This window comes from Caldisericota bacterium, assembly GCA_034717215.1.
In the GTDB taxonomy this organism is placed as follows: domain Bacteria; phylum Caldisericota; class Caldisericia; order Caldisericales; family Caldisericaceae; genus UBA646.
In genome coordinates this window covers 21,211-47,936 of record JAYELD010000020.1, presented here as the reverse complement: position 1 = coordinate 47,936, position 26,726 = coordinate 21,211, and the positions used below count along the sequence as shown (strand labels likewise).

The window sequence follows — 26,726 nt, the reverse complement described above, 5'->3', positions numbered from 1 at the left end:
TATCTCTTTCTGCAGTAGGCTTACCAACTGGTGTAACAGCTACATTTGCTCCATTCACTCTTGTCCCTACAAATTCCTCAACTTTAACAGTTTCTACTTCTGCTTCAACACCAGCAGATAGTTACACAATAACAATCACTGCAACAGGCGGAGGTAAAACACATACAGCTACTGTTACATTAAATGTTACTTACGAGAAGCCTGTTCAGAAAATTGTTATTACTTTGCAGCCTGATAATCCATATATGGTCGTTAACGGCGTTTCACAGGAAATAGACCCTGGAAGAGGAACAAAGCCAGTTATTATCCCTGAGTGGGAGAGGACAGTTGTGCCAATCAGAGCAATTGTTGAAGCACTTGGTGGAACAATCAGCTGGGAAGGTGAGACAAGAAAGATAACGATTAATTTTAAAGGAACAACAATTGAGCTCTGGATAAAAAATCCAGAGGCAGAAGTAAATGGTGTTACAAAATGGATAGATGAAAACAATCACGCCGTAATGCCAATTATAATAAATAGCAGAACAATGTTGCCTCTAAGATTTGTTGCAGAATCCCTTGGCTGTACAGTCGGTTGGGACAATGATACCAGGACAATAACGATAACATACGGTGGGTAATTAAATTAAAAAATAATTAAATTTTTGAGGGGGCAGGTGTACACCTGCCTTTTTTTCTTTGTCATTCTGCTCTTTTCCTTGGCATGCATTACGCCAAGTGACAAGAAAAAAGGGTAGCCCTCACTTTTTCTCATTCAAAATTGTTGTATAATTAAACCGAAATGAAAGAATTTAAATTGATTGGAAAGGAAATAGTTCAGCAAATTGTTGATTTTATTGCTCAATACGCCGGCAAACTTAAAAAAGAGGGTGCAGTAATTGGGATAAGCGGAGGTATTGACAGTGCAGTTATTGCAGCAGTTGCAAAAGAAGCAATCGGAAAAGACAACCTCACTCTCGTACACATATCTGAAAGAGATACACCTAAAGCAAATAAAATTAATGCACAGATCATTGCCGATTTTATAGGCGTGCCACTTAAAAAAAAGAATATTACCGCCTCGCTGCTCAACCTTGGTGTTTATAACCTTCAGTCGGTTTTGGGCTTTTTCGTTCCTGAAAACGCAAAAGTAAAGTATGCAAAAAAACGTTTTAATGAAATTAACAAAGAGAAACAAGCATATCTGAATCATATTTCAGGAAAAGGTAATGAGCAATACAGGAAAGATATTGCATATTATGAAACAAAAGCCCGCTTTATAACTGTCGTTCTATATGTGTACGCTAATTTAGAAAACAAAATAGTAATAGACACAAGCAATAAAACAGAATTAAGCATTGGCCATTGCATAAGATACGGCGAAGTCGGAGATATAATGCCTCTTGGAGATTTGTATAAAACCGAAGTGATAGAATTAGCAAAATATATGGGCGTACCGGAGCAAATTTTAAACAAACCACCATCTCCAGATATTATACCAGGTATTACAGATGAATTAGCGATAGGTTTGCCATATAAAAAAGTCGATCAAATCCTTTTATGCCTTGAAAATAAATTGCACGAAAAAGAAATAGCGAAAGAACTCAAAATCGACGAGAGAGAGATACAATACATCAAAAAGCTATGTGAAAGTGCAAAATTTTACGCAGATATTCCTGTAAAATTAAAACTAAAATATGGAAAACAAATTTAAGCTCGTTTCAGACTTTAAGCCCACGGGTGATCAACCAGAAGCTATAGAAAAACTTATCGATGGCATAAAAAAAGGTTATAAGTTTCAAACACTACTCGGAGTCACAGGGTCAGGCAAAACATTTACAATGGCAAATGTAATCGAAAAGATACAAAAACCCACACTGGTTCTGTCTCACAATAAAACATTAGCAGCACAACTATACGCAGAGTTTAAGCGATTCTTCCCTGAAAATGCAGTGCACTATTTTGTAAGCTACTACGATTTTTATCGGCCTGAAGCATACATACCACAATTCGACCTGTATATCGATAAAACGGCAGACATAAATGAAGATATAGCGAGGCTAAGACATGCAACAGTAAGAGCCCTGCTAGAACGAAAAGACGTGATTGTAGTAGCATCAGTCTCCTGCATATATGGATGGGACTCGCCCGAAGAATACAAAGAGCAGCTGTTAACAGTAAAAATAGGACAAAAGATATTAAGAAATACTTTGGCAGTAAATCTTGCAAGATTACAATACGAGAGAAACGATTTTGATTTTCGCAATGGACGTTTTAGGTTGAAGGGAGATGTAGTTGAAGTGTTTCCAAAAGAATCAGAAACTGCAATTCGCCTTGAACTTTTTGATGATAAAATCGATTCAATTGCAGAATTTGACCCTCTGACAAGAGATATTATAAAAAAGTATTCTTCGTACACATTTTTCCCGGCGTCACAGTTTATTACAACTACAGAACGAATTCATAAATATGCAAAGGAAATACGAAAAGAGCTTGCACAACGCGTTGAGTTTTTCAAACAAAGACAAAAATTTGTAGAGGCACAAAGAATAGAAGAAAGGACAAATTACGACCTTGAAATGTTAGAAAACGTTGGTTACTGCCCCGGTATAGAGAACTATTCACGATACTTTTCAGGAAGACAGCCAGGAGAAGAACCCTACACTTTGTTAAATTTCTTTCCAAAAGATTTTTTCATGATTATCGACGAATCACATATAACACTTCCTCAAACACGAGGGATGTTCAGTGGAGACCATCAAAGGAAACTCACTCTGGTAAAATATGGGTTTAGACTTCCATCTGCATTAGACAATAGGCCACTACGGTTTGATGAATTTCTTAAACATATCAATCAATGTATTTTTGTGTCTGCAACACCTTCCAAAAACGAGATAGATTATAGCAACCAAGTAGCTGAACAGCTTATTCGCCCAACAGGACTCGTAGACCCAGAAGTTGAGATACACCCAGCAACGAGCCAGATCAACAGTCTTATAAAAGAGGTACAGAAAAGAGCGAAAAAGAGAGAAAGAGTACTCGTCACAACGCTCACAAAAAAATTTGCAGAAGATCTAGCAATGTTCCTTACAGAAAAAGGAATAAAAGCAAAATACCTTCACTCCGACATAAAAACACTGGAACGAGTAAAAATTCTTAAATCACTACGTGAGGGAAGCTTTGACTGCCTTGTAGGCGTAAACTTATTGAGAGAAGGGCTTGATTTGCCTGAAGTTTCACTGGTTGCCATCTTAGATGCAGATAAAGAAGGCTTTTTAAGATCCGAAGTATCGCTCATACAAACAATGGGACGAACAGCAAGAAATGTATCCGGAAAAGTAATTATGTATGCAGATAATATCACAGATTCAATGAAAAAAGCAATAAAAGAAACAGATAGAAGAAGGAAAAAACAAATTGCCTACAACACAGAACATAATATTACGCCAAAAACTATAAGAAAGGCCATTTCAGATCTGATCGACCTTCCGTGGAAGAACGAAAAAGAAATTGAAAAAATAGGTGATAAAACACTTTTAGCTCTTTCCGCAGAACAGTTCAGTGCTTTGATTACAGAACTCGAAGAAGAAATGCACCTCAAAGCAGATATTTTAGAATTTGAAGAGGCTGCAAAGATAAGAGATAAAATTGGCGAGCTGACCAAATTTTATAAAAAAAGGAGAAAAAAATGAGAAAAATTGGACTTGCGCTGGGAAGTGGCGGTCCGAAAGGACTTTCCCACATAGGAGTACTTAAAGTATTAGAAAAAGCTGGCATTCAAATTGATATGATTGCAGGTTCGAGTATTGGTGCGCTAGTGGGAAGCATCTATGCAGTGACAGAGAGCGCAAAAAGAATTGAAGAAATCGCTGTAGGCACAAATATGAATACTGTGCTTTCTGTTCTCTTTGATCCAACATTGAAACTAGGGCTTGTACGAGGAAAAAAAATAACAAAACTGTTTCAGGAAATAATCGGAGACTATAAAATTGAAAGTTTGCCAAAAAAATTTATTGCCGTTTCCACTGACCTTGCCACAGGAAACCCAATTTTCTTTGAAGAAGGTAATCTTCTTGACGCAGTCCGTGCTAGTATCTCAATACCTTTCATGTTTCAGCCAATAAGAATAGAAAATACACTACTTGCCGATGGAGGACTTTCTCTACAAGTACCAATAGAGCCACTTAAAAAATGTGGAGCAGATATTGTCATTGCAGTAAATTTATTAGAAAACTCTTTTAAACCATCAAAATTTACTGGAAAATTCATAAACACTCCCAGAGAACTTTACGAAGTTGCATCAAATTCAATAAATATCTTACAATATAACATTGCAAGAGAAAATTGTAAAAAAGCAGACATCATTGTTGCTCCTGATGTAAAAAATATCAAATGGGATAGCTTTTGGAAACCACAAAAAGCTATCCGAAGAGGAGAAAAAGCAATGAAAGAAAAACTGCCAGACCTCCTTAAAATCCTAAAGGAATAAAAAAGCCCCTTACGGGGCTTTATATTAATGTATTTTTTTCTTTAGTAAAATACCCAGTCGTTTTATTCCTTCATCAATTTGTTCCGGTGTTGGAAGAGAAAAGTTAAGTCTCATATGATGTTTATCCTCTCCATGGGGATAGAAAGCACTACCTACGACATAAGCAACTTTTTCCTCAATTGCTTCCTTAAACATCTCGGTTGTATCGATATAATCCGGCAGAGTAACCCAAATAAACATGCCACCTTCCGGTTTTGTCCATTCTGCTTCTTTTGGGAAGTACTTTTCAATCGCTTGAAGCATTAAGTCTTTTTTCTTTTTATATGTTTGCCGCACAAGCTCAAGATACTGTTTTAAATGTCCCTTCCTGATAAATTCATAAGCAATATACTGAGTAGAAGAAGGAGAACAAAGGTCTGAGCTCTGCTTTGCAATCACAAATTTGCTAATAGCCTCTTGGTCTGCAATCATCCAACCGAGTCGCAATCCAGGAGCAAGGATTTTAGAAAAGGTTCTGAGTGCAATGACATTACCAATATTGTCCATTTCCACAAGAGAAGGAATTTTTTCTCCTTCAAAGCGAATTTCTCCATACGGATCGTCTTCTATAATAGGTACATCATGTTGATGACTCAATTCTAATATCTTTTTCCTTCGTTCAAAGCTAAGCGTAACACCTGCTGGATTTTGAAAATTAGGAATAAGATACATAAATTTTATATTTACCCCATTTTTTTCAGCTTCTCTGAGCTTTTCTTCTAAAATATCTGTTTTTATCCCATCTTTATCAAGCGGTACTGTAATAAAATCTGCTTCATAAGCACAAAAAGCTTGTAAACCACCTACATAAGACGGAGCTTCAACAATAATTGCATCTCCCGGATCAATAAATACTTTACCTACAAGATCCAGTCCTTGCTGAGACGCAGTAGTTACAATAAGATTCTCTTTCACAAGGTTCTGTATTCCCTCCTCTATACCAGCGTTAACAAGCGCCTCCCTTAGAGCTGGGATTCCTTCGGTTGCACCATACTGAAGTGCTTTGTTGCCATAGTTAAGAAAGATATCTCTGGAAATCTCTGCAAGAACTTTTTTAGGAAATAGAGTCGGATCAGGCATACCTCCGGCAAGTGAAATGATTTCCGGATTGTCTACAAGTTTTAATAATTCTCTAATTGCTGAGGCTTTCATTGCTTTGCTTCTAGTAGAAAACTTTTTGCCCCATTCTAAAGCCATCTTTGCCTCCTTTAACTATTTTTATTTTAGTGACACTTTTTAATTATATCAACAAACTACAAATAGTTTAAACAATCAAAATGTCCTTACAAAAATAACGATGCTACAACACTTCAGTTGTATAGTTTTCTATATTCAGTCGACAATCTTTCTTTATAAATTCAACAACCTTTGATAGTGTGCTGTATAAATGTGCCTTCTCCGTATTCACAGTAACAACAGCAATAACAGATTTTCGGTACGAATTTTGCTGTCCAATCTCTACCAATGAGATGTTGAAATTTTTCCTGAGACGTGAAAAAAGGCTCGAACATACCTGCCGTTTCTCTTTTAAAGAAAACGTACCGGGTATGCCAAGCCAAACTACGCAAATTCCTATTTGCATCCGGCTGTATCAAATGATGGTTTTCAAACTTTCTTCATCAAAAAGATGAATATTAAAAGGATCAATATAAAACATCACGGTATCTCCCATTGCATAATCATGATCAGAGCTTGCCCTTGCAACAAACTTTATATCGCCATCACCAAGTCTAAAATGAATGAACGTTTCAGAGCCCATGAGCTCTACAAAATCTATCAGCACCTTAAACGGCTGCATTGCCATTTTTCCATCCTTTTTAACTTCAACCTCGCTGAATAAATCCTTGGGCCTTATCCCCATTATCATATTTTTGCCAATATAACCTTCTTTCGCAAGAATGTCTTGATGTGCATCTACAATTTTCAATTCAAATCCTTCTGAAACTGCATATATCTTTTTGTTTTTTTCTACAATTTGAACATTAACAAAATTCATTGGTGGAGTCCCGACAAAACCTGCAACAAACCTATTCACCGGATTATCAAATACTTCCTTTGGTTTTCCTTCTTGTTGTATTTCACCTTCGTTCATAACAACTACTCTGTCGCCAAGTGTCATTGCTTCCACCTGATCATGAGTGACATAAACAGTAGTAACTCCCAGCCTTTTATGCAACTTTATAAGTTCGCCTCTCGTCTGCACACGAAGCTTTGCATCAAGATTGGATAAAGGTTCATCCATAAGATACACCTTCGGATTTCTTACTACTGCCCTTGCAAGTGCAACTCTTTGTTTTTGTCCGCCTGAAAGCTCCTTTGGTTTTCTTTTAAGAAGCTCCTCGATACCTAACATCTCAGCAGCCTTCTTTACTCTTTGATCTATTTCATCTTTTGGTGTTTTCCTTAACCTTAGCCCAAAAGAAATATTTTGATACACATTCATATGGGGGTATAACGCATAGTTTTGAAAAACCATTGCAATATCTCTATCTTTCGGAGGGATATTGTTCACAAGCTTATCCCCGATATAGATTTCTCCTTCAGTCGGTTCTTCCAAGCCCGCAACAAGTCTAAGCGTAGTAGTTTTGCCACACCCAGATGGTCCTAAAAGGACGAGAAATTCTCCATCATTAATTTTGAGATTTTCGTTTCTTACTGCGACAACGTTACCAAATTTTTTTGTCACACCTTTGAGCGTTACTTTGGCCATATTTTTCTCCTTCACTAATTTTTAATCTAACGTAATGATTTTGTTTAAAGTATATCTTTGTATAGAATATAGTCAAGATTAAGCCAGCTAAAAGGAGAAACCAGATGCATAAAGAAAATAAAATTATGTTGTGGTTGCATATGCACCAGCCAGATTATTTAAACCCTCTCAGTAATGAACAAACCCTGCCGTGGACAAGAAGGCATATGCTTAATAGTTATTATGAAATTCCAAAACTGTTATTGTCATCGTCTGCAAGGATTAATATCAATTTTTCCGGAGTACTGTTAAAACAAATTGTCTCCTATGCAGAAGAAGGGTTGGAAGATACCTGGGAAACATTGGAAAAAAAAGATGCAGATTCTCTTACTGAAAGCGAAAAAGAATTTATACTAAGAAATTTCCTTAACCCTATGGCCAATTTCAACTCAAATAGATTTATTGAACTAATCAACCAGAAAAAAAACAGAGAGAAATTTAGCACACAAGATATGCGAGATGCTCAAATGCTTTATGCTATATCGGCAATTTCTCCTATCCTTACCGAAGTTAAGGATTTAATAAATAAAAAAGAAAATTATTCAGAAAAAGATAAGATAGAAGAAAAAAAGATAGAGAGAAAGATATTCAAATCAATCATTCCAATGTACAAAGAACTTTTTGACAGAGAACAGATTGAACTAACAATATCTCCGATGCAACATCCCATTTTGCCTCTTCTTATAGATTCGTCCATTGCATACAGAAGTAAGCAAGAAACAATTCTACCCCTGGCTCAATTTGCTTACTTAGACGATGCGATAAAACAGATAGAAGATGCCATTTCATTGTTCAGCAAAACTTTTGGTAAAATTCCACAAGGCATGTGGCCATCTGAAGGAAGTATTTCAAACAAGACAATAGATATTATAAAGCAGAAAGGAATCAAGTGGATTGGAACAGATGAAAGTATACTAATAAAAACCAATCCCTATATAAAAAAAGAAGACATATCCATTCCAAGAAATGTAAGAGATTTAAAAATATTTTTCCGGAATCATTCCCTCTCAGACAAAATAGGATTTGTATACAATAAAATGAATGCAGTAGATGCAGTAAAAGACTTACTTCAAGCAGTAAAATCATCAAAAAACGGAGAAATAATTATATTAGACGGAGAAAATCCATGGGACTTCTACCCCGAACATGGAGTACCATTTCTCTCTAAATTATTCAGCGCATTAAATCAAAAAAACAGTGCATTAGGCCATGAAATAGAAGCCACAGGCAGCATTGAATCCATACACCCCGGCTCCTGGATAAACGGTTATTTTGATACCTGGATAGGCGATGAAGAATCAAATAGGGCATGGACATATCTCGCTGATGCAAGAAAAACGGTGGGAAACATACAAGAATCTCTCAATCAAATCTATATTGCAGAAGGAAGCGATTGGTTTTGGTGGTACAGCAATTTTCACAAAAATGAAGTAGACTTTACCTTTGACACACTATTTCGAGCTCACCTTATTACTGCTTATCAAAAGGCAGGAATAAAGATACCTTCATATCTATTCCAGCCCATAAGAGAGGTAAAATGAACCTAATATTTATCATACATAACCACCAACCGGTAGGAAACTTTGATTATGTGATTGAAGATGCATACAAAAAAGCATATTTACCCTTTATAAATGAAGTCCTAGATACAAATCATTTCAGATTTGGCATACATTTTTCAGGATATCTTCTGCAATATATCGAAAAAAATCATCCTGAATACATAGAGAAACTTCGCCTTCTTATCAAGAAAAATAGATGCGAAATTCTTTCGGGAGGCATGTATGAGCCAATTCTCACATTGCTCCCTGAAAAAGACCGGAATGAACAGATTAAGAGAATGAACGAATACATATGGAGGTTATTCAAAACACAACCAAAAGGCTTCTGGGTCGCAGAAAGAGTATGGGAACAACATCTAACAAAAACACTTTCGCAAAATGGAATACAATATACCGTACTGGACGATACACATTTTAAAAAAGAAGGCAAAACAGATGAGGATTTATCAAGGCATTTTATTACAGAAGATGATGGAGAAACATTAAACATATTTCCCATAAGTAAAAATCTACGCTATCTCATACCGTTTAAACCAGTAGAGCAAATAATAAAATATTTTGAGGAAACAGAAAAAAAAGATAAAAACCGCCTTGAGCTATTTGGAGACGATGGAGAAAAATTTGGCATCTGGCCCAAAACATATAGTTATGTTTATGAAAAAAAATGGTTAAAAAAGTTTTTGAAGGCTCTTAAAGATAACTCGAGTTGGCTTACAATCAATCTTCCTTCGGAATATATTGCTAATAACCCCCCGAAAGAATTGATTTATTTGAGAGAATGCTCATATGAAGAAATGATGGAATGGTCTAAAGGTAATTTCAGAAAATTTCTTACTAAATATCCCGAGAGCAACGATATGAACAAAAAGGCACTTTCCCTGAGTAAAAGAGTGAAAGGAAAATTTCCTGAGGAATTGCTAAAGGGAGAAACAAACGATGCCCTATGGCACGGAGTTTTTGGTGGGTTGTACCTTCCACATTTAAGAATAGCAATATATGAAAACCTGATAAAAGCAGAGAAAAAGATAGATCCACTTTCATTTAAAATAGAAGAAAACGATGTCAATAAGGACGGCAAAAAAGAGTTTATACTGGAAACGCCAAAGCTAAATTTATACTTTACAAAAAAAGGCGGAACCCTTTACGAGCTGGACGACAAAATAAAGGAACTAAACATACAAAATGTGCTTACAAGAAGAAAAGAGCCATATCATAAAAAAATTCTCAAATTAAATAAAATAAATAATAAAAATCAGGAAGAAATAGACACAATTCATAATATTACAACAACAAAAGAAAGCAATTTAGATAAATTTTTAATATACGATTGGTATAGAAGAAATTCTTTTATTGACCACTTTTTTAGAGCAGATACAACAGTTGAATCCATTCACAAAATGCAGTTTGGAGAGCAAGGAGATTTTGTGCTTGGCAAATATAATGGAAAAACAGAAAAAACAAACAACAGTTTATCCCTTTTACTTCAAAGAGACGGACATGTTTGGTGTGGAGAAAATTGGGAAGAGGTTTCGTTAAAAAAAGAAATTATTGTTCCAAAAGAAAGGAGAGAAATTCGGGCTAAGTATGAAATACACGCCGATAAAGAACTCCCCTTATTCTTCGGAATAGAATTCAATTTCATGTTCTTTAAAGATGGACTTAAGATAAACAAGCAAGATTGTAAAAACCACATAAAGCTTCAAGACAAAGAGTTTGAAATAGAAGAATTTATCCAGAACATAAGCCTTAGCATTAGCTTCACGGAAAAGGTTCAATTATGGACATTTCCCATATATACTGTTTCACAATCTGAAAGCGGGTTTGAAAGAACGTTTCAAGGACTTTCTTTTATTTTTAGCAAAAAAGATATAATTAAAGAAAAGATAATAAATATAAACTTGCAAATAAAATAGGGAGGTTAGTTATAAATGCCAGAATTAAGAAAAGATCCGATCACGGGAAGATGGGTAATCATCGCAATTGAGCGAGCAATGAGACCAAGTGATTTTAAGACAAAAGAAATAGTTGAAAAAGAACCAAAAGCAGGCCCATTTTCTGAAGGAAATGAGTCACAAACACCGCCAGAAATTCTATCATACAGAACACCAGGAACTGCGCCCAATACACCCGGATGGTGGGTGAGAGTGATCCCCAACAAGTTTCCTGCACTAAAAATAGAGGGAGATTTAAATAGAAAAGGGATTGGCGTATATGATATGATGAACGGCATCGGAGCCCATGAAGTCATTATTGAATCTCCAAATCCAGCAGATTCACTAGAAAATCTGCCTGTAAAGCACATAGAAGATATTTTATGGGCATTTAGAGACCGATTCTTGGATTTAAGAAAGGATACACGTCTTAAGTATATCATCGTATTTAAAAACAAAGGGAAGGAAGCAGGAGCATCACTCTCACACACACATTCACAACTTATTGCAACACCTGTTGTGCCAAAAACGGTAAAAGAAGAATTGGAAGGAAGCAGACGATATTATGATTATAAAGAAAGGTGTGTATATTGTGATATGGTAGCACAAGAAATAGGAGATAAACAAAGACTTGTTTTAGAAAATCAAGGATTCGTTGCCTTTGTGCCATTTGCATCAATTGTTCCTTTTGAAACATGGATTCTTCCAAAACAACATAGTTCAGACTATGCAGAAATAAAACGTAGTGAAATTTCTTATTTAGCAGATGCATTACAACGGACATTGAAAATGCTATCTAAAGTAGTACCGAATGTGCCGTACAACTTTTATATACATTCTGCTCCGCTTAACAATTTGCGCTTGCCACATTACCATTGGCATATAGAAATTGTCCCACGGCTCACGCAAACAGCTGGGTTTGAATGGGGTACAGGGCTCTATATTAACCCGATGTCGCCAGAAAATGCAGCAAAATTCTTGAGAGAAACGGAAGGGAAATAAGATATGAAAATAGGAATAGTAACAAGCGAAGCAGTTCCTTTTGCAAAATCAGGAGGATTAGCTGATATAGCAGGAACACTATTCAATGTATATCATACGGAAGAAAATGAAATTTATCTCTTTATGCCAATGTATAAAACAATTAAAAATACCCCATCTGATCTAAAAATAGAAGGAAGCATTGCAATTCAAATAGGATCTCAAGAAACAAAAGGACAGATTTTATCAAAAGAGATAGAAAAAGGTAAAACTCTGGTTTTAATAAAGCAAGACCATTATTTTGGAAGAGACAGCTTGTACGGAACAAAACAAAGAGATTATCCAGATAATGCAGAACGGTTTGGATATTTCGCCCTTGCAGTACTTAAGGCAATCGACATTATGGGGATAAATATAGACATTCTTCACTTAAATGATTGGCAAACAGGACTTATTCCTCTATTTATTAAAGATAAACGCCTCAATATAAAAACTCTGTTTACCATTCACAACCTGGGATACCAGGGTAATTTTCCACCGGGTATTCTTGATTTGCTTCATATCGATAGAAAATACTTTAGCCCTGATAAAATCGAATTTTACAGTAATGTAAGTTTTCTTAAATCAGGAATTGTCTACTCAGATTTTATCAGCACTGTAAGCCCGACATACGCAAAAGAAATTCGCACAAAAGAGTACGGAGTTGGGATGGACGGCATATTAAATACAAGAAAAAATTTTCTAATAGGCATCTTGAACGGTATTGATTACTCTCTGTGGGATCCGGAAACAGATCAATTGATCTACAAAAACTATTCAATCAACACAGTCAAAGACAAAGAAGAAAATAAAATAAAATTGGGCGAAGAATTTAACTTTGATGTAAAAGGCAAACCGCTTTACGGTCTGGTCGGTAGACTTGCAGGGCAAAAAGGAATAGATATACTGGTAGACATGCTGAATAGTTTTCTTAAGGAAGACATAAGAGTAATTATACTCGGCACCGGGGAAAAAGCATTGGAAGATGTTTTGATTAGCTTACAAAAACAGTACCCGGATAAGCTTAAGACACTAATCAAATTTGATGAAGCAACTGCCCACAAAATTTATGCCGGAAGTGATTTTTTTATGATGCCATCACAATATGAACCATGCGGATTGGGACAACTCATCTCCCTCAAATATGGTACACTCCCCATAGCACGAGAAACTGGCGGTCTCAAGGATACGGTAGATAATTATAATGAATATACTCATTGCGGAAATGGCATATCGTTTAGTGAGTATTGTTCAGATGATTTTCTTGAGGCTATGCAGAGAGCAAAAAAAATATACGACAATGTAAAACTATACAAACAACTACAACAAAATGCCATGCAATGTGATTTTTCCTGGAAACGCTCTGCCGATATTTATATGAAATTATTTAAACGAATACTTCAAAGTTAAATGAACATACACTTCGGCACATCAGGTTGGAGAAGTATCATAGCCAAAGATTTTACATTTGAAAATGTAGAAGTTGCAAGTTATGCAATAGCTCAACATCTTTTAGCTAAAGGTGGCAAATCTTTAGTAATAGGATACGACACAAGATTTTTATCAAATGAATTTGCAAAAACTTCTGCAAAAGTTCTTGCAGCGTATGGAATAAAGAGTTATTTTTCTCTTACTGATATTCCGACCCCCGTTATAGCATATCTCACTGTAGCAAAAAAGACAGATGGCGCAATTAATATTACAGCTTCGCACAATGATCCATACTATAATGGGATTAAATTCTCTTCAAAATCTGGCGGACCTGCCCTGCCTGAAGAAACAGAAGACATAGAAAAAAGAATAAATAAATTTTTTAAAAATAAAAAAATAATTAAAAAGATGCTGTTTGAAAAAGCAGTAGAAAAAAAACTAATAATTCCTTTCAACGAAAATGAATATACGGATGCAATAAGAAAACTGATTGACTTCACGCCAATAAAGAAAAAAAGACCAAAAATAATTTACGATCCTTTTTATGCAACAGGTAGTCGCTATTTACCAAAAATATTAAAAGAGTACACGGATTTTACAATGATCCACGGCAAAAAAGATGTACTGTTTGGTGGCCTGCACCCTGAACCTACGGGAGAAAATCTCGATCCCTTAATTAAAAAAGTTCAATCATCTAAAGCTGATTTGGGTATTGCAACAGATGGAGATGCTGACAGATTTGGAATTATAGATTTTGACGGGAGTTATATTTCTCCCAATATGGTACTCCCTATTATATACTACTACTTTCTCACTGAAAGAGGAATTAATGGTAATGCTGTGAGAACCGTTGCTACAACACACTTAATAGATAAGATTGCAAAGCATTTTGGCTACCAGGTCAAAGAAACACCCGTAGGATTTAAATACATTGGAGACGCAATCATGAAAGGCGAAGCTGTATTTGGAGGAGAAGAAAGCGGAGGAGCATCAATGAAGGGATGGCTAGCCGACAAAGACGGGATTCTTGTGGATCTCCTCGTCACGGAAATCTTTTCTCGAAGAAAAAAACCGATGAAAGAATTATTCAAAGAACTCACCAATAAATTTGGGGATACATACTCAAAGCGGCTTGATTTTGAGTATAAAGGCGATAGAAAAACAATTGAAAGAAAATTAAAAAATACCGTAAAAACCTTTTCAAAAGAGATGTCTATCAAAAAGATTAACGAACTAGATGGAACAAAAATTATTTTAGCCGATAAAAGTTGGATTCTATTTAGATTCTCAGGGACAGAACCTAAAATACGTATATATGCAGAGTCTGACAATGAAAAAAAGTTTAAAACACTACTTGAAAAGGGAAAAGAAATAGTTCAAAGAGCAACATTTTGAGATAGGAATATGTTTAAACGGGAGGAGAGAAAATGAAACTTAACTATGGAAACATACTGGAAGAAGCCATAGGCAAGCATGGATTGCCACTAAATAGTCTGCTAAAATCTAGAACCTCTCTAAATCAAATTAAAGAACGTATTCAGAAAAAAATAAATAAAGATTACTATCCGTTGCAACTCCCGGAAGCAATGATGCCGTATCTTGATAAAATAAAAAAAACAGCAAAAAAAATTAAAGAAAATTATGAAAACTTCGTCATTGTAGGAATAGGGGGCTCTTCCCTTGGTAACGAATTACTTCACTATGCAATAAACGGCATATACTATAATGATTCCATATATAGAAAAACGCCTCGCATATACTTTATGGATAATATTGATCCAGAATCTACAAAGACACTACTCACAGCCATAGACCTAAAAAAAACTATGTTCAATGTTATTACAAAATCAGGAAATACTGCTGAAACAATGCAGAATTTGCTATCAATTACGGATGCTTTAAAAAAGGAAAATCTTGATTTGAAAAAACACCTCATATTTACTACTGACCCGGAAAAAGGATCGCTTCGTAAATTATCACATGAATTCTCTATAGAAACTTTTGCAATTCATCCACTTGTCGGAGGAAGATACTCGGTACTTTCTTCCGTAGGGCTTTTATCTGCAGCTGTAGAAGGAATAAATATTGATGCTTTGCTACATGGAGCAGGGCTTGTTAAAAAAAATATAACAAAAGAGAGCAATTCTACGCACTGTGCCGCACTTCTCCTCCCACTCATCCAATATAAATTATATAAAGAAAGAGGAGTAAATATAAATACGCTATTTATTTATTCAGATGGATTAAGTCATTTAGGAACATGGTACAGACAGCTTCTCTCCGAGAGCATTGGTAAACGATTCACGCGCAGTGAAGAACAAATATTTACAGGCATAACACCAATAGGAGTACGAGGTGCAACCGATCAACATTCTATGCTCCAACTGTTTATGGAAGGTCCATTTGATAAATTTATTATATTTATTGCACCTGTTAAATACCGTAAAGATTTTATCCTGAAAGGAAATCTTATAAATAACGAAGATATTAATTATTTAAAAAATAAAAAAGCATCACAACTCATAAAAAGTGAATTTCTAGCAGCACAAGCAGCAATAAAAGCATCAGGAAAACCGTCTGTCGCAATTGAAATTCCAGAAATAAATGAAGAAGAACTAGGCAAGCTTATATATTTTGCTGAATACGAAGTCATTGCCTTAGGAGAAATGCTAAATGTAGACCCAATTAGCCAACCTGCAGTGGAGTTTGGAAAACAGCTTACATATGGTATTATGAAAAGGAAAGGATTTGAAGAAAAAAATGAAAAAATTATGGAATTTAAAAAAGTACATAAAAAACATATAATTAAAATAGAATAATCAAGGAAGAAGGAGTAATAAATGCATAGAATAAAAAATAAAATTTCGGTGATACTTATAGTTGTACTCTTGTTAGTCGGAGGGTACTATTTAGGACTTAAATATCCGCCTTCGCGCATAATAAATATCATGCATACACAAGATGGATTCGAAAATTTAATCGATGACCACTCCTTGCTTAAAAGAACAATAGACATCATTGAAAACAATTTCTATAAATCAATAAAAGAAGAAGATTTGATAAAGGGTATGGTAGATTCATTAAATGATCCATATAGTGTATTTTACAATCCCGAACAAACAAAACAATTCAATGAAGAAATACAGGGAAAATATACAGGCATAGGCATCGTAATCACTAAAAATGAAGATCTAGCCCTTCCGGAAATTGTTTCTGTATTCCCCGACTCTCCTGCAAAAAAAGCAGGACTTCAAAAAGGAGACATCATAGTTGACGCTGATGGCGCACAGCTAGTAGGATTATCTCTTGAAGAAGTAGCTATGAAAGTAAAAGGGAAAAGCGGAACAGAAGTAGAATTAAAAATTAAAAGAAACGGTGAAACCATTATTGTTGCAGTAAAAAGAGCAGAAATCCATATTCCGCTTGTCGAGGTAAATTACTTAAATGATGGAAAAATCGGATATCTAAAAATTAATATGTTTTCCGAGGGAGTAGGAAAACAAGTTGCAAACATAATTAAAGAGATGAATAAAAACAACGTAAAAGGTATTATACTTGATTTAAGAGACAACCCAGGAGGGCTTCTCTATGAATGCGAAAAAGTAGCCAGCCAATTCATTTCTTCCGGAGTATTGCTCTGGACAAAAGATAGAGAAGGCAAAATGGTTTCTCTAAAAATTTCAGGACATAAACCTACCGTGCCTATAATCGTACTTGTAAATAAAGGAACGGCAAGTGCAGCAGAAATACTTGCCGGAGCCATAAAAGATTATAAAACCGGAATAATAATAGGCGAAACTACATTCGGCAAAGGAGTAATACAAAAAATATTTTCACTACCAGGAGAATATACACTTAAAATTACAGTACAAGAGTATCTTACGCCAGATAAAAAGGAAATAAATAAAAAGGGAGTAGAGCCTGACATTCAATTAGAAGAAACCGAAGATCCATTAGATAAAGCTTTGGAGTTATTGGAAGAACAATGATCATTGTAATATCAGGACCATCTGGAGTAGGTAAAGGAACTGTCGTGCAAAAACTGATAGAGAAAAATCCATGTTTTGTGCGGTCCATTTCTTGTACAACAAGAAAACCAAGAGAGGGAGAAAAAAACGGAAGGGATTACCATTTTATAAATGAAGATAAATTTTTTGAGCTTGTACAAAAAAATGATCTAGCAGAATTTGCTTTTGTTCATGGATGCTACTATGGAACCCCATTAAAAAATCTTACAAAAGAAAAAACAGACGTAATTTTACAGATTGATGTACAGGGAGCAAAAAAAATTAAGAACCGCTTCCCAAAAGCATTGCTAATTTTTTTACTCCCACCCAGCATGGAAATTCTTATTAATCGCCTTACCGAAAGAGGAACGGAAACAGAAGAGGAACAGGAAAAACGATTAAAAAGAGCAAAAGAAGAGATAGAAGAACGTACGTTTTATGACTACATTTTAGTAAATGATGATATTGAAAGAGTAGTTAGCAAAATTGAAAAAATCATAGAGAAAGAACATAAGTTGCACCACTAAAACAAAACTACTTCTTCTTAATAATTGTTTTGAGTTTTTCTAAAGTTTCTTTAAGTCTATTTTTTAAAGGATCATTCCCTTCTGTGGTCACATCATCTTTATTCTCAAAAATTGCATACGGCACTTTCATTCCCTTGCATTCAATAAATTCTGAATTTCCGCTGCTAAATTCTTCCCAATCAATTTCTTTATAAAGTCTTGTTAGTTTTTCATCTGTTAAAGAATGATGGAGAATACTATCGGGACGCAATGGATCAAACCGCATTTTATTTTTTCTTAAAGATTCTTCAAATGGTACATTCACATATATGATAACGGCATATTTAAGGAGTTCTTCCGAAACATGCTGAAACGCCTTTTTGTAACCACCATGTTCTTTGCCTCTGGAAAACTCTACAATTGTAGTATAGTCTTTCGTATAATCAGAAATATCCCGAATTCGTTTTTTATATTCTAAAGAAATTCTTTCAATAAGGAGATGCCAGAAATATTGGTGCTTAAAGTACCCGTCGTCAGTAGTATGAAGTCTTTGCTTATGAAATTTGCTTTCAAGGATGTCATCCTCCTCGTACCAGGTCCAAAGCATTGGGAAATCATCAATCACATCAATTTTTCCCATACAGAACTGTTCTTTTCTTGTTCTGTCTGGAAGTTTTAAAAGAAAATTGATAATTTCTGATTTTCCAGCTGCCGGACGCCCTAATAAAAAAATCACGTTAAACTTATCCATTTTCTTGCTCCATCATAATAAATTCATAAGGAAAGCAATAAAATAATTAAATTCCCACGAGACAGATCTTTCAAGCATAGACTAAGGTGTATAATAGATAGTAATTTCACGCGTGTTGCCATTCCATTGCACAGTACTTCCAAAAGTTTCAGTGATGAACCGAATTGGTACCATTGTTCTGCCAGGAAGAATAATGAGTGGTGCAACATCAATTGTCTTTTCTTCTAAATTTACACGGAGAGTTTTGCGATCAATCCACATTTCAATGAGTAGAGAAGGGTGATGTGTAGTTGCACTCTTCTTAATAGTAACTTTTCTTTCATTGCCGTCCCACTCGACCGTTGCGCCAAACGTCTCTGAAATAAAACGGATAGGAACAAGCGTCCTACTTGCCTCTTTCACAATAAAAGGAGCCGCATCAAGATCTACTCTTTTCCCATTAACATACGCAATTGGAGAATCTATCTTTAACTTTATATTAATAGCGGGAGCCTGGATAACTTTAAAGGAAATGTAAACCGTTTTATTTCCGCCGTTAGAATTAATGCTTACTGGCTGCTTAAAACTACCAATGGAAAGAGCAGAAGTATCAATCAAAAAATGTAATTTACCTGCAGCTGTAAACGAATTAGTATCAAACTTTATGAAGTATGGCCCACTAACTGTTCCCTTGAGAATCCCTCCCCCAAGATTTACAAGAAAAATGTCTTTCTCAACACTGCTTCCCTGTGGAACACTTCCAACATCAATCTGCTCACTGCATTGCAAATATGGCCGAGTTGTGTCAAAGTAGAAAAGATTACCATCTACATCTCCTATAAAAAGAGCATTGTTTTTGGAATCAAAAAACAATGCATCAGGATTTGGCACCACGCCCCCACCTACCTTATAAAAATTGCTGCCATCAACCGACCCAAATAGTCCAAAATACAGAAAAGCTACAAAAATTTTATTATCTGTCTTTGCCACATAAGAAACGTAAGGAGATCCTCCAATAAACTGAATTTTCTGGAAATTATTATTCTCTATATTGCCTTTAAAAAATCCCTCTGTTGTGCCAACAAAAAGGTAATTCCCAAGATAACTAAGAGAAGTGATTGAATAATCCGTCAACACATTCTTCCAACTACATTCATCTCCTACGGTATTAGAATAAAACAACCCAAATTGCCTGGTCCCAAGAAAATATTTTTCTGAAGATATTTTAACAAAAGAGGTAGTTTCTACGGTGGGAAGGCCATTATTTCGTTTAACCCAGGTTTGTCCACTATCGCTGCTTATATAAAAACCAGAACAAAGTGATGTGACATAAATTAAATTTTCATCGCTTGATATGGAAGAAATAGTAGGACAATCCAATTTGTTCATCAGTGATTCCCAGTGTTTGCCCAAATCGTATGAAATATATGCTCCTGCATTCTCTGTGCCTAAAAAAATATTTCCATCAAAAAAAGCAATTCCGGTGATGTGCAAATCAGACAAACCAGTATCACGCTCAGAAAAATGACTGCCTGAATCAGTAGAAACAAAAAAACCATTTAATGTACCAGCAAGTATCAAAGAACCATCGGTATGGATAGAAGTAATTTGGTAAGGAAGCAGGCTTAACAATCGCAAAGAATCACTTTCTCCATGTGCTGCAGGAATTATATTAAGTAATATTATAAATATAATAACAAAGATAAAAAATTTTTTCATAGCATCCTCCTGTTCCTTTTTGAATAATTATAATATAAAGAATGGTTTAATAAAATGTCTCCTAAATATTGTCGCTAATTTACTGAAAACCAGCGCATCTGTCTTTAAACTCACATGTAGAACACGCACTGCCTGGTTTTGGAGAAAATTCATTGCATTGTATTGCTTTTCCGACTTGCAGGATTTTCTGCTTCCCCTCTTCTGCCATTTTATCTGAGATATTAAATTCTACTTTTTTGTTAAAACGCACAAAATACATGAAAATAGAGCTTATTTTATTTAGGCCTAAAGATTCCTTCGCGCCTAAATAATAAATAACTGGCTGTAAGAGATTTATTTTTTTAAACAAAGATGGCAAGATTCTATTTGTTTTATAATCAATGATACTATAACCATCATTTTCTCGATCTATTCGATCTATTCTCCCAATTACTCTGAACCCATTCAATTCAAAAGAGAAACTCTTCTCAACCAGATATGCCGGTTGGAATCCAAATATCGTTTCCCTGTAAAATTTTGTGAGAAGCTGCGTTGCTTCATCTTTTGCCTTGTTTTCCTGATATTCAGTATTATATCCAGCAGAAATCCAGTGTTCATCCAGCAGGTTCAATAAATAATTTAAAGGAGGGGTTTTAGCTGTTATAAAATTTTCTTCGGGATGATAAAAAAGTTCAAGCACCTTATGAATCGAATTACCAAAACTAAAATAACTACGTGCCGCAGTAGGCAATTTATCAACATAGATAAATTTATAACGGAGAGGGCAATTATCATATATAGATATTCTTGAATAACTTAAATGGAATTCTGAATTTTCTTCCATAACTCTAAAATTTGGGATTCCATCTGCGAAAAATCCCCACTATTGTCAATTACCACATCAGCCATTTTAATCTTTTCAGAAATGGGCATTTGTGAATCTATCCTCATTAATGCCTCTTCCCTTCTAATATTTTCTCTTTTCATTAATCTTTCCAGCTGCAACTTTTTGGGGATATAGACAACCCAGACAGTGTCAACAATCTTATCCCAGTTTGCCTCAAACAGAATTGCTGCATCAACAACAAGAACCTTCGTCCCTGACACTCGCTTTTTCTCTATTATTTTCTTTACAACTTCAGTCATTACGGGTATCATAATCTCATTAAGCTTATTTAACTTCTCTTTATCTGAAAAAACAATACTGCCCAATTTTTTTCTGTTTACTTTGCCATTTGAAACAATTTCTTTTCCAAAAACCTTTTCCATCTTGTCTACAATGTCATTAACATTTTGAGATTGAATTTTCTTGGCAAGCTGGTCCAAATCAACAATATCGGCACTCAATTTCTTTAAGAATTTGGATACAGCACTTTTTCCAGACGCAATATTGCCTGTAAGCCCAATTACAATCATCCTTTTGCCTCTCTCAGATTATTCCCGTACGCAATATTCACCACTAACGGCACGGAAAGGGAATAAGCAGATTCCATTTCTTCTTTTACAATTTGTTTCACTTTCTCAATTCGCTCTTTACCTACTTCGAGAACTAATTCATCGTGAATTTGCAATACAATATGGTCACCACTGTCTTTTATCCTGTTAAACACCTTTAGCATTGCAATTTTTATAATATCAGCAGCGCTTCCTTGAATAGGAGTATTTATAGCAAATCTTCTTGCTTCATCCTTCGATCTACCGAAGCCACTATTTAAACCTGGAATTTTTCTTCTGCGTCCGAAAATTGTCCTTGCCTCGCCTGATTTTATCGTACTCCTTACAAGCTCCTCTAAAAATTCCCGAACAGTTGGGAACCTGGCAAAATATCTATTAATGTATTCTTTTGCTTCATTAGCAGAACAGCCTAGCTGCTTTGCAACACCATAAGAAGACATTCCATATATAATTCCAAAATTAAGAATTTTAGCACTTCTCCTCATTTCTTTTGTAACTTCCTCATCCTTTACGTTAAATACAAGGGATGCAGTGCGTGTATGAACATCAGCACCATTCATAAATGCATTAATAAGGTTTTTATCCTTAGATAGATGAGCGAGTATTCTTAACTCAATTTGCGAATAGTCTGCACTAAGCAAAAAATGCCCATCCGATGCAACAAAACCAGCTCGTATCTTTTCGCCCCAGTCAGTCCTAATAGGTATATTTTGTAAATTTGGTTTTGAACTTCGTAACCTCCCCGTAATTGTACCCAGCTGATGAAATGTCGTATGTAACCGAAAATCTTCTTTAGACACAAGTTTAGGCAAGGCTACAACATATCCAGAATACAATTTAGAAAGACTTCTATACTCTAGTACAAGTGAAATTATAGGATGCTCCAAGATAAGATCTGCTAATACTGTACTGCTCGTTGAATATCCTGTTTTTCCCATCTTTGATGGTTTTAATCCTAAATTATCAAAAAGCACAGCTGCAAGTTGTTTTGAAGAGTTAATATTAAAAGAAATACCGGAAAGGTCATATATCTTATTTTCCAATATCTCAAGCTCTTTTTCAATCTCACTTTTTAGATTCTCAAGATGTTTCACATCGATTTTTATACCAGTAATTTCCATGTCAGCCAATATCTCTGATAGCGGTTTTTCTATATCATTGTAAAGTGCCATAAGATTATATTCTTCTAACTCCTTGTCTTCAACATATGAAAGCTGCAAAAGTTGTTTAGCATATTCAGACAAAGACTCCCCTTCGTAGAAAACAGAAAATGTATCGCATAACTCTTTGATGGAGTAATTTCTTATATCCGGATTAAGAAGATGTCCTGCAAGTGCCAAATCAAGATGAATATTTGAGAGTTTAATTCCATAATGGTGTGCTACTTTGTAAAGTTCCTTTAAGTTAAGAATTTCTTTCTTTTTGTCATTTTCAAGTAGATCTTTCAAAATTTTTAGCGCCTCTGTGTTAGCAAAAAGTTCTTCGCCAATGTTAAATTCTTCCACATTTTTCTCCGTAGCCATAGCAAAATGCTGAACTTGTCCATTCCTTGCCTCAATATACAATCCTATTCGATCATCTGCTTTGATATGTGTGTGTTTATTATTCAAATTTATTCCAAGCTCGTTTAAAAGACTGGTAAATTCAAAGCGGCTTAAAATATTTTTCAACTTTTCTTCATCAAACCCACCTAACTTCATTTCATCAATATTAAACTCTATCGGTGTATCAAACATTAATGTGCACAATTCTTTTCCGCTAATTAGACGATCTTTATATTTTTCAATAAGATCGCCTTTTTTAATCTCGCCAGTATGTAATAACAACTCCTCGATATTTCCATACTCAGATAGAAGTTTTGCTGCAGTTTTTGGCCCTATACCCGGTAAACCAGGAATATTATCAGAAGGATCTCCCGTTAAAGCCTTAAAATCTGGTATTTGCTCAGGATAAATACCTAATATTTCTTTAAGCCGTTCTCTATCAAATTCCTCAAGGGTTGTAACGCCTTTCCGTGTAACCTTTATTTTAATCTTTTCTGATATAAGCTGCGTGAGATCCATGTCACCAGAAATAACAACTGTTAAAAATTCATTTTTTTCAGCAGTTTTTGCTATCGTTCCTATTATATCATCCGCTTCATATCCATCCATTTCATATACATTAATATTCAATGCCTCAAGCAATTCATGTATTGTTGTAAATTGAGGAGACAACTCGTCTGGCATGGGAGGACGTTGTGCTTTATACTCTTTATACTGTATATGCCTTTTTGTAGGAGCTCTCCTATCAAATGCAATAGCTAGATACTGAGGTTTTTCGTCCTTTAAAACACGTAAAAGCATTCTAATAAAACCATACAGGGCCCCTGTAGGTTCATTGTTTTTTGTAGTAAAATGAGGAAGAGCAAAAAAAGCTCTATACATAATACTGCTCCCGTCTATTAGCACTAATTTTTTCATATGCGTCACCCTTTGTTATATACTATATTAATACCCATGGATTTCTCCAAATCTTAACTGAGCATTTTTTAACTTTTCTAATAAGTTTTGGGGAAAATATGCCACATCGACATGAAAGGGTAAATTATCAAGTTTAAACTGTCTGCCCGCCAGTAAAAATGTTCGTCCTTCATGTTCCAAGATTACAGAATAAGCATCGCTTACGCCTGGGACAAACCTAAAAATCATATCCCCAAAATGAATTTTGTCAGTATCCGAAACTGTATATATCTGAGTTTTACCAGCATTTAGAGTAATAAAAGCATTTTGAAGATCGCTTTCAATTTTGGGGAGAACAACACTTTTTACGGAAAATTGTTCTATAAGTTTAACACTACTAGCCTCTCTTTGCTTAAACGGCGCATTAAAAATCATAAGATCAATTTTGTTTATGCCCCTCTCCTTCAACGAAAGCTGTATAGAATATAAATCTTTATCTTCACTTGTCAAACAGGTTGGAGAGCTTATATATACAACATCGTAACCAGATTGAACAATAAAACCATCTTCGCCAACAAGTTGAAGTGGTGTAATACAGAACCCGGGTCTTACAAAAATGGAAGCAGCTACTAATAAAATGAGCGGAATAAAAACAAGCTTTCTCCACGTCTTTTTTTTAGTATAAGAAAAAATAAGAAGAGAAATAACGATAAAATATGTTACCACAAAATACCCATTAAACTGTATATTTAATGCTGCAAAGGGTGCTTTTGAAAACATTTTTGCCAGAAAAATAAGAATAGAAAAAAAGAAATTTGTTACAGGAGCGAAAAACAGTGCTAACCGAAAACTTATTACAGTTAGAACAAGTTGTATTAAACTAATAGGCATAAGGAGATACAAAAATGGAATTACAATAAAATTTGCCATAATTGCAATAAGTGAAACAGTATGAAAATAATAAGCAAAAAGAGGAAAAAGTAGGAGCTGAACAGAAACCACTTCTGCAAGCATTTTAAAGCCGAAATTTTGCGGAAGACGCTGATAAAAGAGTGGTGCAATAATTAAAATGGCAAAAATAGCAAGAAATGATAGCTGGAAACTCACCGAAAAAAGAGCAAGTGGATTGGCAAGAAGTATAATAAGTGCTGCAAAAGAAAGCGTATTAAGCGGTATAAGTTCTTTCCCGGTCGCTTTAGCAAGCACACAAGCACCGTACATAAAAAACGCACGGAGGGCAGAAACCCTGAATCCGACAAGAAAAAGAAAAAAAGCAAGTATCACAAACGAAAACTCATAAGCAAATGGGGTAAACAAGGCTAAAGTTTTATAAGAAGTCTCTCCCAAAATCCCGAAGTGGAGTCCCGATATAGCGAAAAGGTGTGCAGTGCCTGTCTCTATAAATGGCAATTTTTCGTCACTCGTCATCGAAGAAATGCCAGGTATTGATGAAAGAAAGAGAAAAGCTTCTTCACTTTTCATAGAGAGAAGTATTCTATCCTCTATCGTATTTCTAAGGTCAGTAAAAAAATCGAAAAGAGCAAAACTCCGGGTCACAGACACGTCTTCACTAAAAACTGTACAATTATACCTTGTAATTTTTTGAAAATCATCCTGAGAGCTGTTTTTAGAAATAACTCCTTTTACAACCACAGTACTGAAAGGCGCAGGAGCTGTTTCTGCATACACTCTTGCGCTGCCTGCAAATTTTTCTCCCTCTATAGATAAATGTGAGATTTCAAAATTCTTTGTATAGCCCGTCCCTTTAGAAAATTCTTTAACCTTTCCTGTAATCTGAATTTCCACACCACATAGATGTTCTGGGATTTCAGGATTTTTAAAGGGAGTTACAGCTAGAGTCGTTGTGAAAACACCCAAGATAAAGAAAAGAATAATATAAATATAGTACCGCTTATCAACAAGCAGCAAAAGTAGTAATACAAACAAAAAAATAATACATAGAACAAGAAAATTTCTATTAAAAATAGAAAATAATGAAAAAATACCCGCAATCTCTCCAAGTAAAGCAAATAACGCAGGCATTAAGGAATGACTATGAGGTCCTTTATATTTTCAAATGTTATCTCGCCAATACCTGAAACATTCATAATATCTCTAATATCTCTGAACAAACCATAATCTTTCCTGTACTGAACAATGGCCTTAGATTTTACTTCTCCGATTCCAGGTAATGCCTCGAGTTCCTTAGCTGAGGCAGTGTTAATATTTATCTTTCCGCTACTGTTTGTGCCTACAGTGCTATTCAAATTGCCTGAATCGTTTGAATCTGATAGAAATACTTGTTTAGCCGGTACAATAATTTCTTCTCCATCTTTCACTTTTCTTGCAAGGTTTATCGCGACAAGATCTGCATCTTCTGTGGGACCACCAGCTTTTTCTATTGCATCTTTTACGATGCTGTTTATAGGAAGCTCATATACATCAGGATTATTAACTGCACCCACTACATAACTGGTAATATAAATAGGTTCTTCCGAATTTTCAATTACTACTTGCTCAGAAGGCACTACCTCCGTCTCTACAAAGTTTTTTCCAATAACCATTCCTATCCCTAGCATAACAACACCCACCAAAACAACTACACTAATCCATTGCTTTAAAGATAAGTCCTTCATCGTGCCTCCTAATTCATATATCTTCCCATATTAATTTTTATACCAGTCAGGTA

At 35.1% G+C, this 26,726-nt stretch carries 22 protein-coding genes; 12 read left to right on the top strand and 10 right to left on the bottom strand.

Annotated features, from left to right (window positions below; genetic code table 11):
* The 4 genes from U9Q18_01160 to U9Q18_01145 form a co-directional block, all read left to right on the top strand.
* Positions 1 to 620, top strand: a 620-nt coding sequence (locus U9Q18_01160; GenBank protein MEA3312969.1) for a copper amine oxidase N-terminal domain-containing protein, incomplete at its 5' end; no start/stop codon positions are given.
* Between the two features lie 161 nt (positions 621 to 781).
* Positions 782 to 1,693: an NAD(+) synthase gene (nadE, locus tag U9Q18_01155; GenBank protein ID MEA3312968.1), complete on the top strand. Its 912-nt coding sequence runs from the start codon at positions 782 to 784 to the stop codon at positions 1,691 to 1,693.
* On the top strand, positions 1,677 to 3,671 hold the full coding sequence (gene uvrB, locus U9Q18_01150) for an excinuclease ABC subunit UvrB (protein ID MEA3312967.1): 1,995 nt from the start codon (positions 1,677 to 1,679) through the stop codon (positions 3,669 to 3,671). The genes nadE and uvrB overlap by 17 nt, the downstream gene beginning before the upstream one ends.
* Positions 3,668 to 4,468, top strand: coding sequence for a patatin-like phospholipase family protein (locus U9Q18_01145; protein ID MEA3312966.1), 801 nt, complete (start codon positions 3,668 to 3,670; stop codon positions 4,466 to 4,468). Before uvrB ends, U9Q18_01145 begins: the two co-directional genes overlap by 4 nt.
* A 24-nt stretch (positions 4,469 to 4,492) precedes the next feature.
* Here U9Q18_01145 and U9Q18_01140 read toward each other — a convergent pair whose 3' ends face one another.
* The 3 genes from U9Q18_01140 to U9Q18_01130 form a co-directional block, all read right to left on the bottom strand.
* Positions 4,493 to 5,704, bottom strand: a complete 1,212-nt coding sequence (locus tag U9Q18_01140; GenBank protein MEA3312965.1) for a PLP-dependent aminotransferase family protein — start codon at positions 5,702 to 5,704, stop codon at positions 4,493 to 4,495.
* A 103-nt stretch (positions 5,705 to 5,807) separates the two neighbouring features.
* Positions 5,808 to 6,089 (bottom strand): DUF503 domain-containing protein, encoded by a 282-nt coding sequence (locus U9Q18_01135; protein MEA3312964.1) that lies wholly within the window; start codon positions 6,087 to 6,089, stop codon positions 5,808 to 5,810.
* 9 nt (positions 6,090 to 6,098) lie between these two features.
* On the bottom strand, positions 6,099 to 7,217 hold the full coding sequence (locus tag U9Q18_01130) for an ABC transporter ATP-binding protein (GenBank protein ID MEA3312963.1): 1,119 nt from the start codon (positions 7,215 to 7,217) through the stop codon (positions 6,099 to 6,101).
* 104 nt (positions 7,218 to 7,321) lie between these two features.
* Between U9Q18_01130 and U9Q18_01125 the strand changes: the two genes are divergently transcribed.
* Genes U9Q18_01125 through gmk form a run of 8 tightly spaced genes read left to right on the top strand, consistent with a single transcriptional unit; the run spans position 7,322 to position 17,734 of the window.
* Positions 7,322 to 8,797 carry a glycoside hydrolase family 57 protein gene (locus U9Q18_01125; protein ID MEA3312962.1) on the top strand — a complete coding sequence of 492 codons (1,476 nt, stop codon included), beginning with the start codon at positions 7,322 to 7,324 and terminating at the stop codon, positions 8,795 to 8,797.
* Complete coding sequence (locus U9Q18_01120; protein ID MEA3312961.1) at positions 8,794 to 10,731, top strand: alpha-amylase/4-alpha-glucanotransferase domain-containing protein; 1,938 nt, start codon at positions 8,794 to 8,796, stop codon at positions 10,729 to 10,731. The genes U9Q18_01125 and U9Q18_01120 overlap by 4 nt, the downstream gene beginning before the upstream one ends.
* 15 nt (positions 10,732 to 10,746) lie before the next feature.
* Positions 10,747 to 11,751: a galactose-1-phosphate uridylyltransferase gene (gene galT / locus U9Q18_01115; protein ID MEA3312960.1), complete on the top strand. Its 1,005-nt coding sequence runs from the start codon at positions 10,747 to 10,749 to the stop codon at positions 11,749 to 11,751.
* Positions 11,752 to 11,754: 3 nt separating this feature from the next.
* Positions 11,755 to 13,179 carry a glycogen synthase GlgA gene (glgA, locus tag U9Q18_01110; protein ID MEA3312959.1) on the top strand — a complete coding sequence of 475 codons (1,425 nt, stop codon included), beginning with the start codon at positions 11,755 to 11,757 and terminating at the stop codon, positions 13,177 to 13,179.
* The gene (locus tag U9Q18_01105; GenBank protein MEA3312958.1) at positions 13,180 to 14,595 is read left to right on the top strand and encodes a phosphoglucomutase/phosphomannomutase family protein; all 1,416 of its coding nucleotides are present in this window, start codon (positions 13,180 to 13,182) and stop codon (positions 14,593 to 14,595) included. It abuts the gene before it with no gap.
* A gap of 32 nt (positions 14,596 to 14,627) precedes the next feature.
* Positions 14,628 to 16,019, top strand: a complete 1,392-nt coding sequence (locus tag U9Q18_01100; protein ID MEA3312957.1) for a glucose-6-phosphate isomerase — start codon at positions 14,628 to 14,630, stop codon at positions 16,017 to 16,019.
* A 21-nt stretch (positions 16,020 to 16,040) separates the two neighbouring features.
* Positions 16,041 to 17,189: a S41 family peptidase gene (locus U9Q18_01095; protein ID MEA3312956.1), complete on the top strand. Its 1,149-nt coding sequence runs from the start codon at positions 16,041 to 16,043 to the stop codon at positions 17,187 to 17,189.
* Entirely contained in the window at positions 17,186 to 17,734 is a 549-nt protein-coding gene (gene gmk / locus U9Q18_01090) for a guanylate kinase (GenBank protein ID MEA3312955.1), read from the top strand. Before U9Q18_01095 ends, gmk begins: the two co-directional genes overlap by 4 nt.
* 7 nt (positions 17,735 to 17,741) lie before the next feature.
* On the opposite strand, the gene U9Q18_01085 is transcribed toward gmk, so the two are convergent.
* From U9Q18_01085 to U9Q18_01055, 7 genes are all read right to left on the bottom strand, one after another.
* Positions 17,742 to 18,464 carry a hypothetical protein gene (locus tag U9Q18_01085; protein MEA3312954.1) on the bottom strand — a complete coding sequence of 241 codons (723 nt, stop codon included), beginning with the start codon at positions 18,462 to 18,464 and terminating at the stop codon, positions 17,742 to 17,744.
* 81 nt (positions 18,465 to 18,545) lie between these two features.
* Positions 18,546 to 20,162, bottom strand: a complete 1,617-nt coding sequence (locus U9Q18_01080; protein MEA3312953.1) for a stalk domain-containing protein — start codon at positions 20,160 to 20,162, stop codon at positions 18,546 to 18,548.
* 79 nt (positions 20,163 to 20,241) lie between these two features.
* Positions 20,242 to 20,985: a PD-(D/E)XK nuclease family protein gene (locus tag U9Q18_01075; protein ID MEA3312952.1), complete on the bottom strand. Its 744-nt coding sequence runs from the start codon at positions 20,983 to 20,985 to the stop codon at positions 20,242 to 20,244.
* Complete coding sequence (gene coaE, locus U9Q18_01070) at positions 20,958 to 21,557, bottom strand: dephospho-CoA kinase (GenBank protein ID MEA3312951.1); 600 nt, start codon at positions 21,555 to 21,557, stop codon at positions 20,958 to 20,960. Before coaE ends, U9Q18_01075 begins: the two co-directional genes overlap by 28 nt.
* Positions 21,554 to 24,058, bottom strand: coding sequence for a DNA polymerase I (polA, locus tag U9Q18_01065; protein ID MEA3312950.1), 2,505 nt, complete (start codon positions 24,056 to 24,058; stop codon positions 21,554 to 21,556). The genes coaE and polA overlap by 4 nt, the downstream gene beginning before the upstream one ends.
* A 27-nt stretch (positions 24,059 to 24,085) precedes the next feature.
* Complete coding sequence (locus U9Q18_01060) at positions 24,086 to 25,984, bottom strand: ComEC/Rec2 family competence protein (GenBank protein ID MEA3312949.1); 1,899 nt, start codon at positions 25,982 to 25,984, stop codon at positions 24,086 to 24,088.
* Between the two features lie 95 nt (positions 25,985 to 26,079).
* Entirely contained in the window at positions 26,080 to 26,673 is a 594-nt protein-coding gene (locus U9Q18_01055; GenBank protein MEA3312948.1) for a ComEA family DNA-binding protein, read from the bottom strand.
* Positions 26,674 to 26,726: the final 53 nt, after the last annotated feature.

Bases quoted from the DNA above. Each gene is read 5' to 3' on its own strand.
- nadE (MEA3312968.1), top strand. From the start codon at position 782: ATGAAAGAATTTAAATTGATTGGAAAGGAAATAGTTCAGCAAATTGTT.
- uvrB (MEA3312967.1), top strand. From the start codon at position 1,677: ATGGAAAACAAATTTAAGCTCGTTTCAGACTTTAAGCCCACGGGTGAT.
- U9Q18_01145 (MEA3312966.1), top strand. From the start codon at position 3,668: ATGAGAAAAATTGGACTTGCGCTGGGAAGTGGCGGTCCGAAAGGACTT.
- U9Q18_01140 (MEA3312965.1), bottom strand. From the start codon at position 5,704: ATGGCTTTAGAATGGGGCAAAAAGTTTTCTACTAGAAGCAAAGCAATG.
- U9Q18_01135 (MEA3312964.1), bottom strand. From the start codon at position 6,089: ATGCAAATAGGAATTTGCGTAGTTTGGCTTGGCATACCCGGTACGTTT.
- U9Q18_01130 (MEA3312963.1), bottom strand. From the start codon at position 7,217: ATGGCCAAAGTAACGCTCAAAGGTGTGACAAAAAAATTTGGTAACGTT.
- U9Q18_01125 (MEA3312962.1), top strand. From the start codon at position 7,322: ATGCATAAAGAAAATAAAATTATGTTGTGGTTGCATATGCACCAGCCA.
- U9Q18_01120 (MEA3312961.1), top strand. From the start codon at position 8,794: ATGAACCTAATATTTATCATACATAACCACCAACCGGTAGGAAACTTT.
- galT (MEA3312960.1), top strand. From the start codon at position 10,747: ATGCCAGAATTAAGAAAAGATCCGATCACGGGAAGATGGGTAATCATC.
- glgA (MEA3312959.1), top strand. From the start codon at position 11,755: ATGAAAATAGGAATAGTAACAAGCGAAGCAGTTCCTTTTGCAAAATCA.
- U9Q18_01105 (MEA3312958.1), top strand. From the start codon at position 13,180: ATGAACATACACTTCGGCACATCAGGTTGGAGAAGTATCATAGCCAAA.
- U9Q18_01100 (MEA3312957.1), top strand. From the start codon at position 14,628: ATGAAACTTAACTATGGAAACATACTGGAAGAAGCCATAGGCAAGCAT.
- U9Q18_01095 (MEA3312956.1), top strand. From the start codon at position 16,041: ATGCATAGAATAAAAAATAAAATTTCGGTGATACTTATAGTTGTACTC.
- gmk (MEA3312955.1), top strand. From the start codon at position 17,186: ATGATCATTGTAATATCAGGACCATCTGGAGTAGGTAAAGGAACTGTC.
- U9Q18_01085 (MEA3312954.1), bottom strand. From the start codon at position 18,464: ATGGATAAGTTTAACGTGATTTTTTTATTAGGGCGTCCGGCAGCTGGA.
- U9Q18_01080 (MEA3312953.1), bottom strand. From the start codon at position 20,162: ATGAAAAAATTTTTTATCTTTGTTATTATATTTATAATATTACTTAAT.
- U9Q18_01075 (MEA3312952.1), bottom strand. From the start codon at position 20,985: ATGGAAGAAAATTCAGAATTCCATTTAAGTTATTCAAGAATATCTATA.
- coaE (MEA3312951.1), bottom strand. From the start codon at position 21,557: ATGATTGTAATTGGGCTTACAGGCAATATTGCGTCTGGAAAAAGTGCT.
- polA (MEA3312950.1), bottom strand. From the start codon at position 24,058: ATGAAAAAATTAGTGCTAATAGACGGGAGCAGTATTATGTATAGAGCT.
- U9Q18_01055 (MEA3312948.1), bottom strand. From the start codon at position 26,673: ATGAAGGACTTATCTTTAAAGCAATGGATTAGTGTAGTTGTTTTGGTG.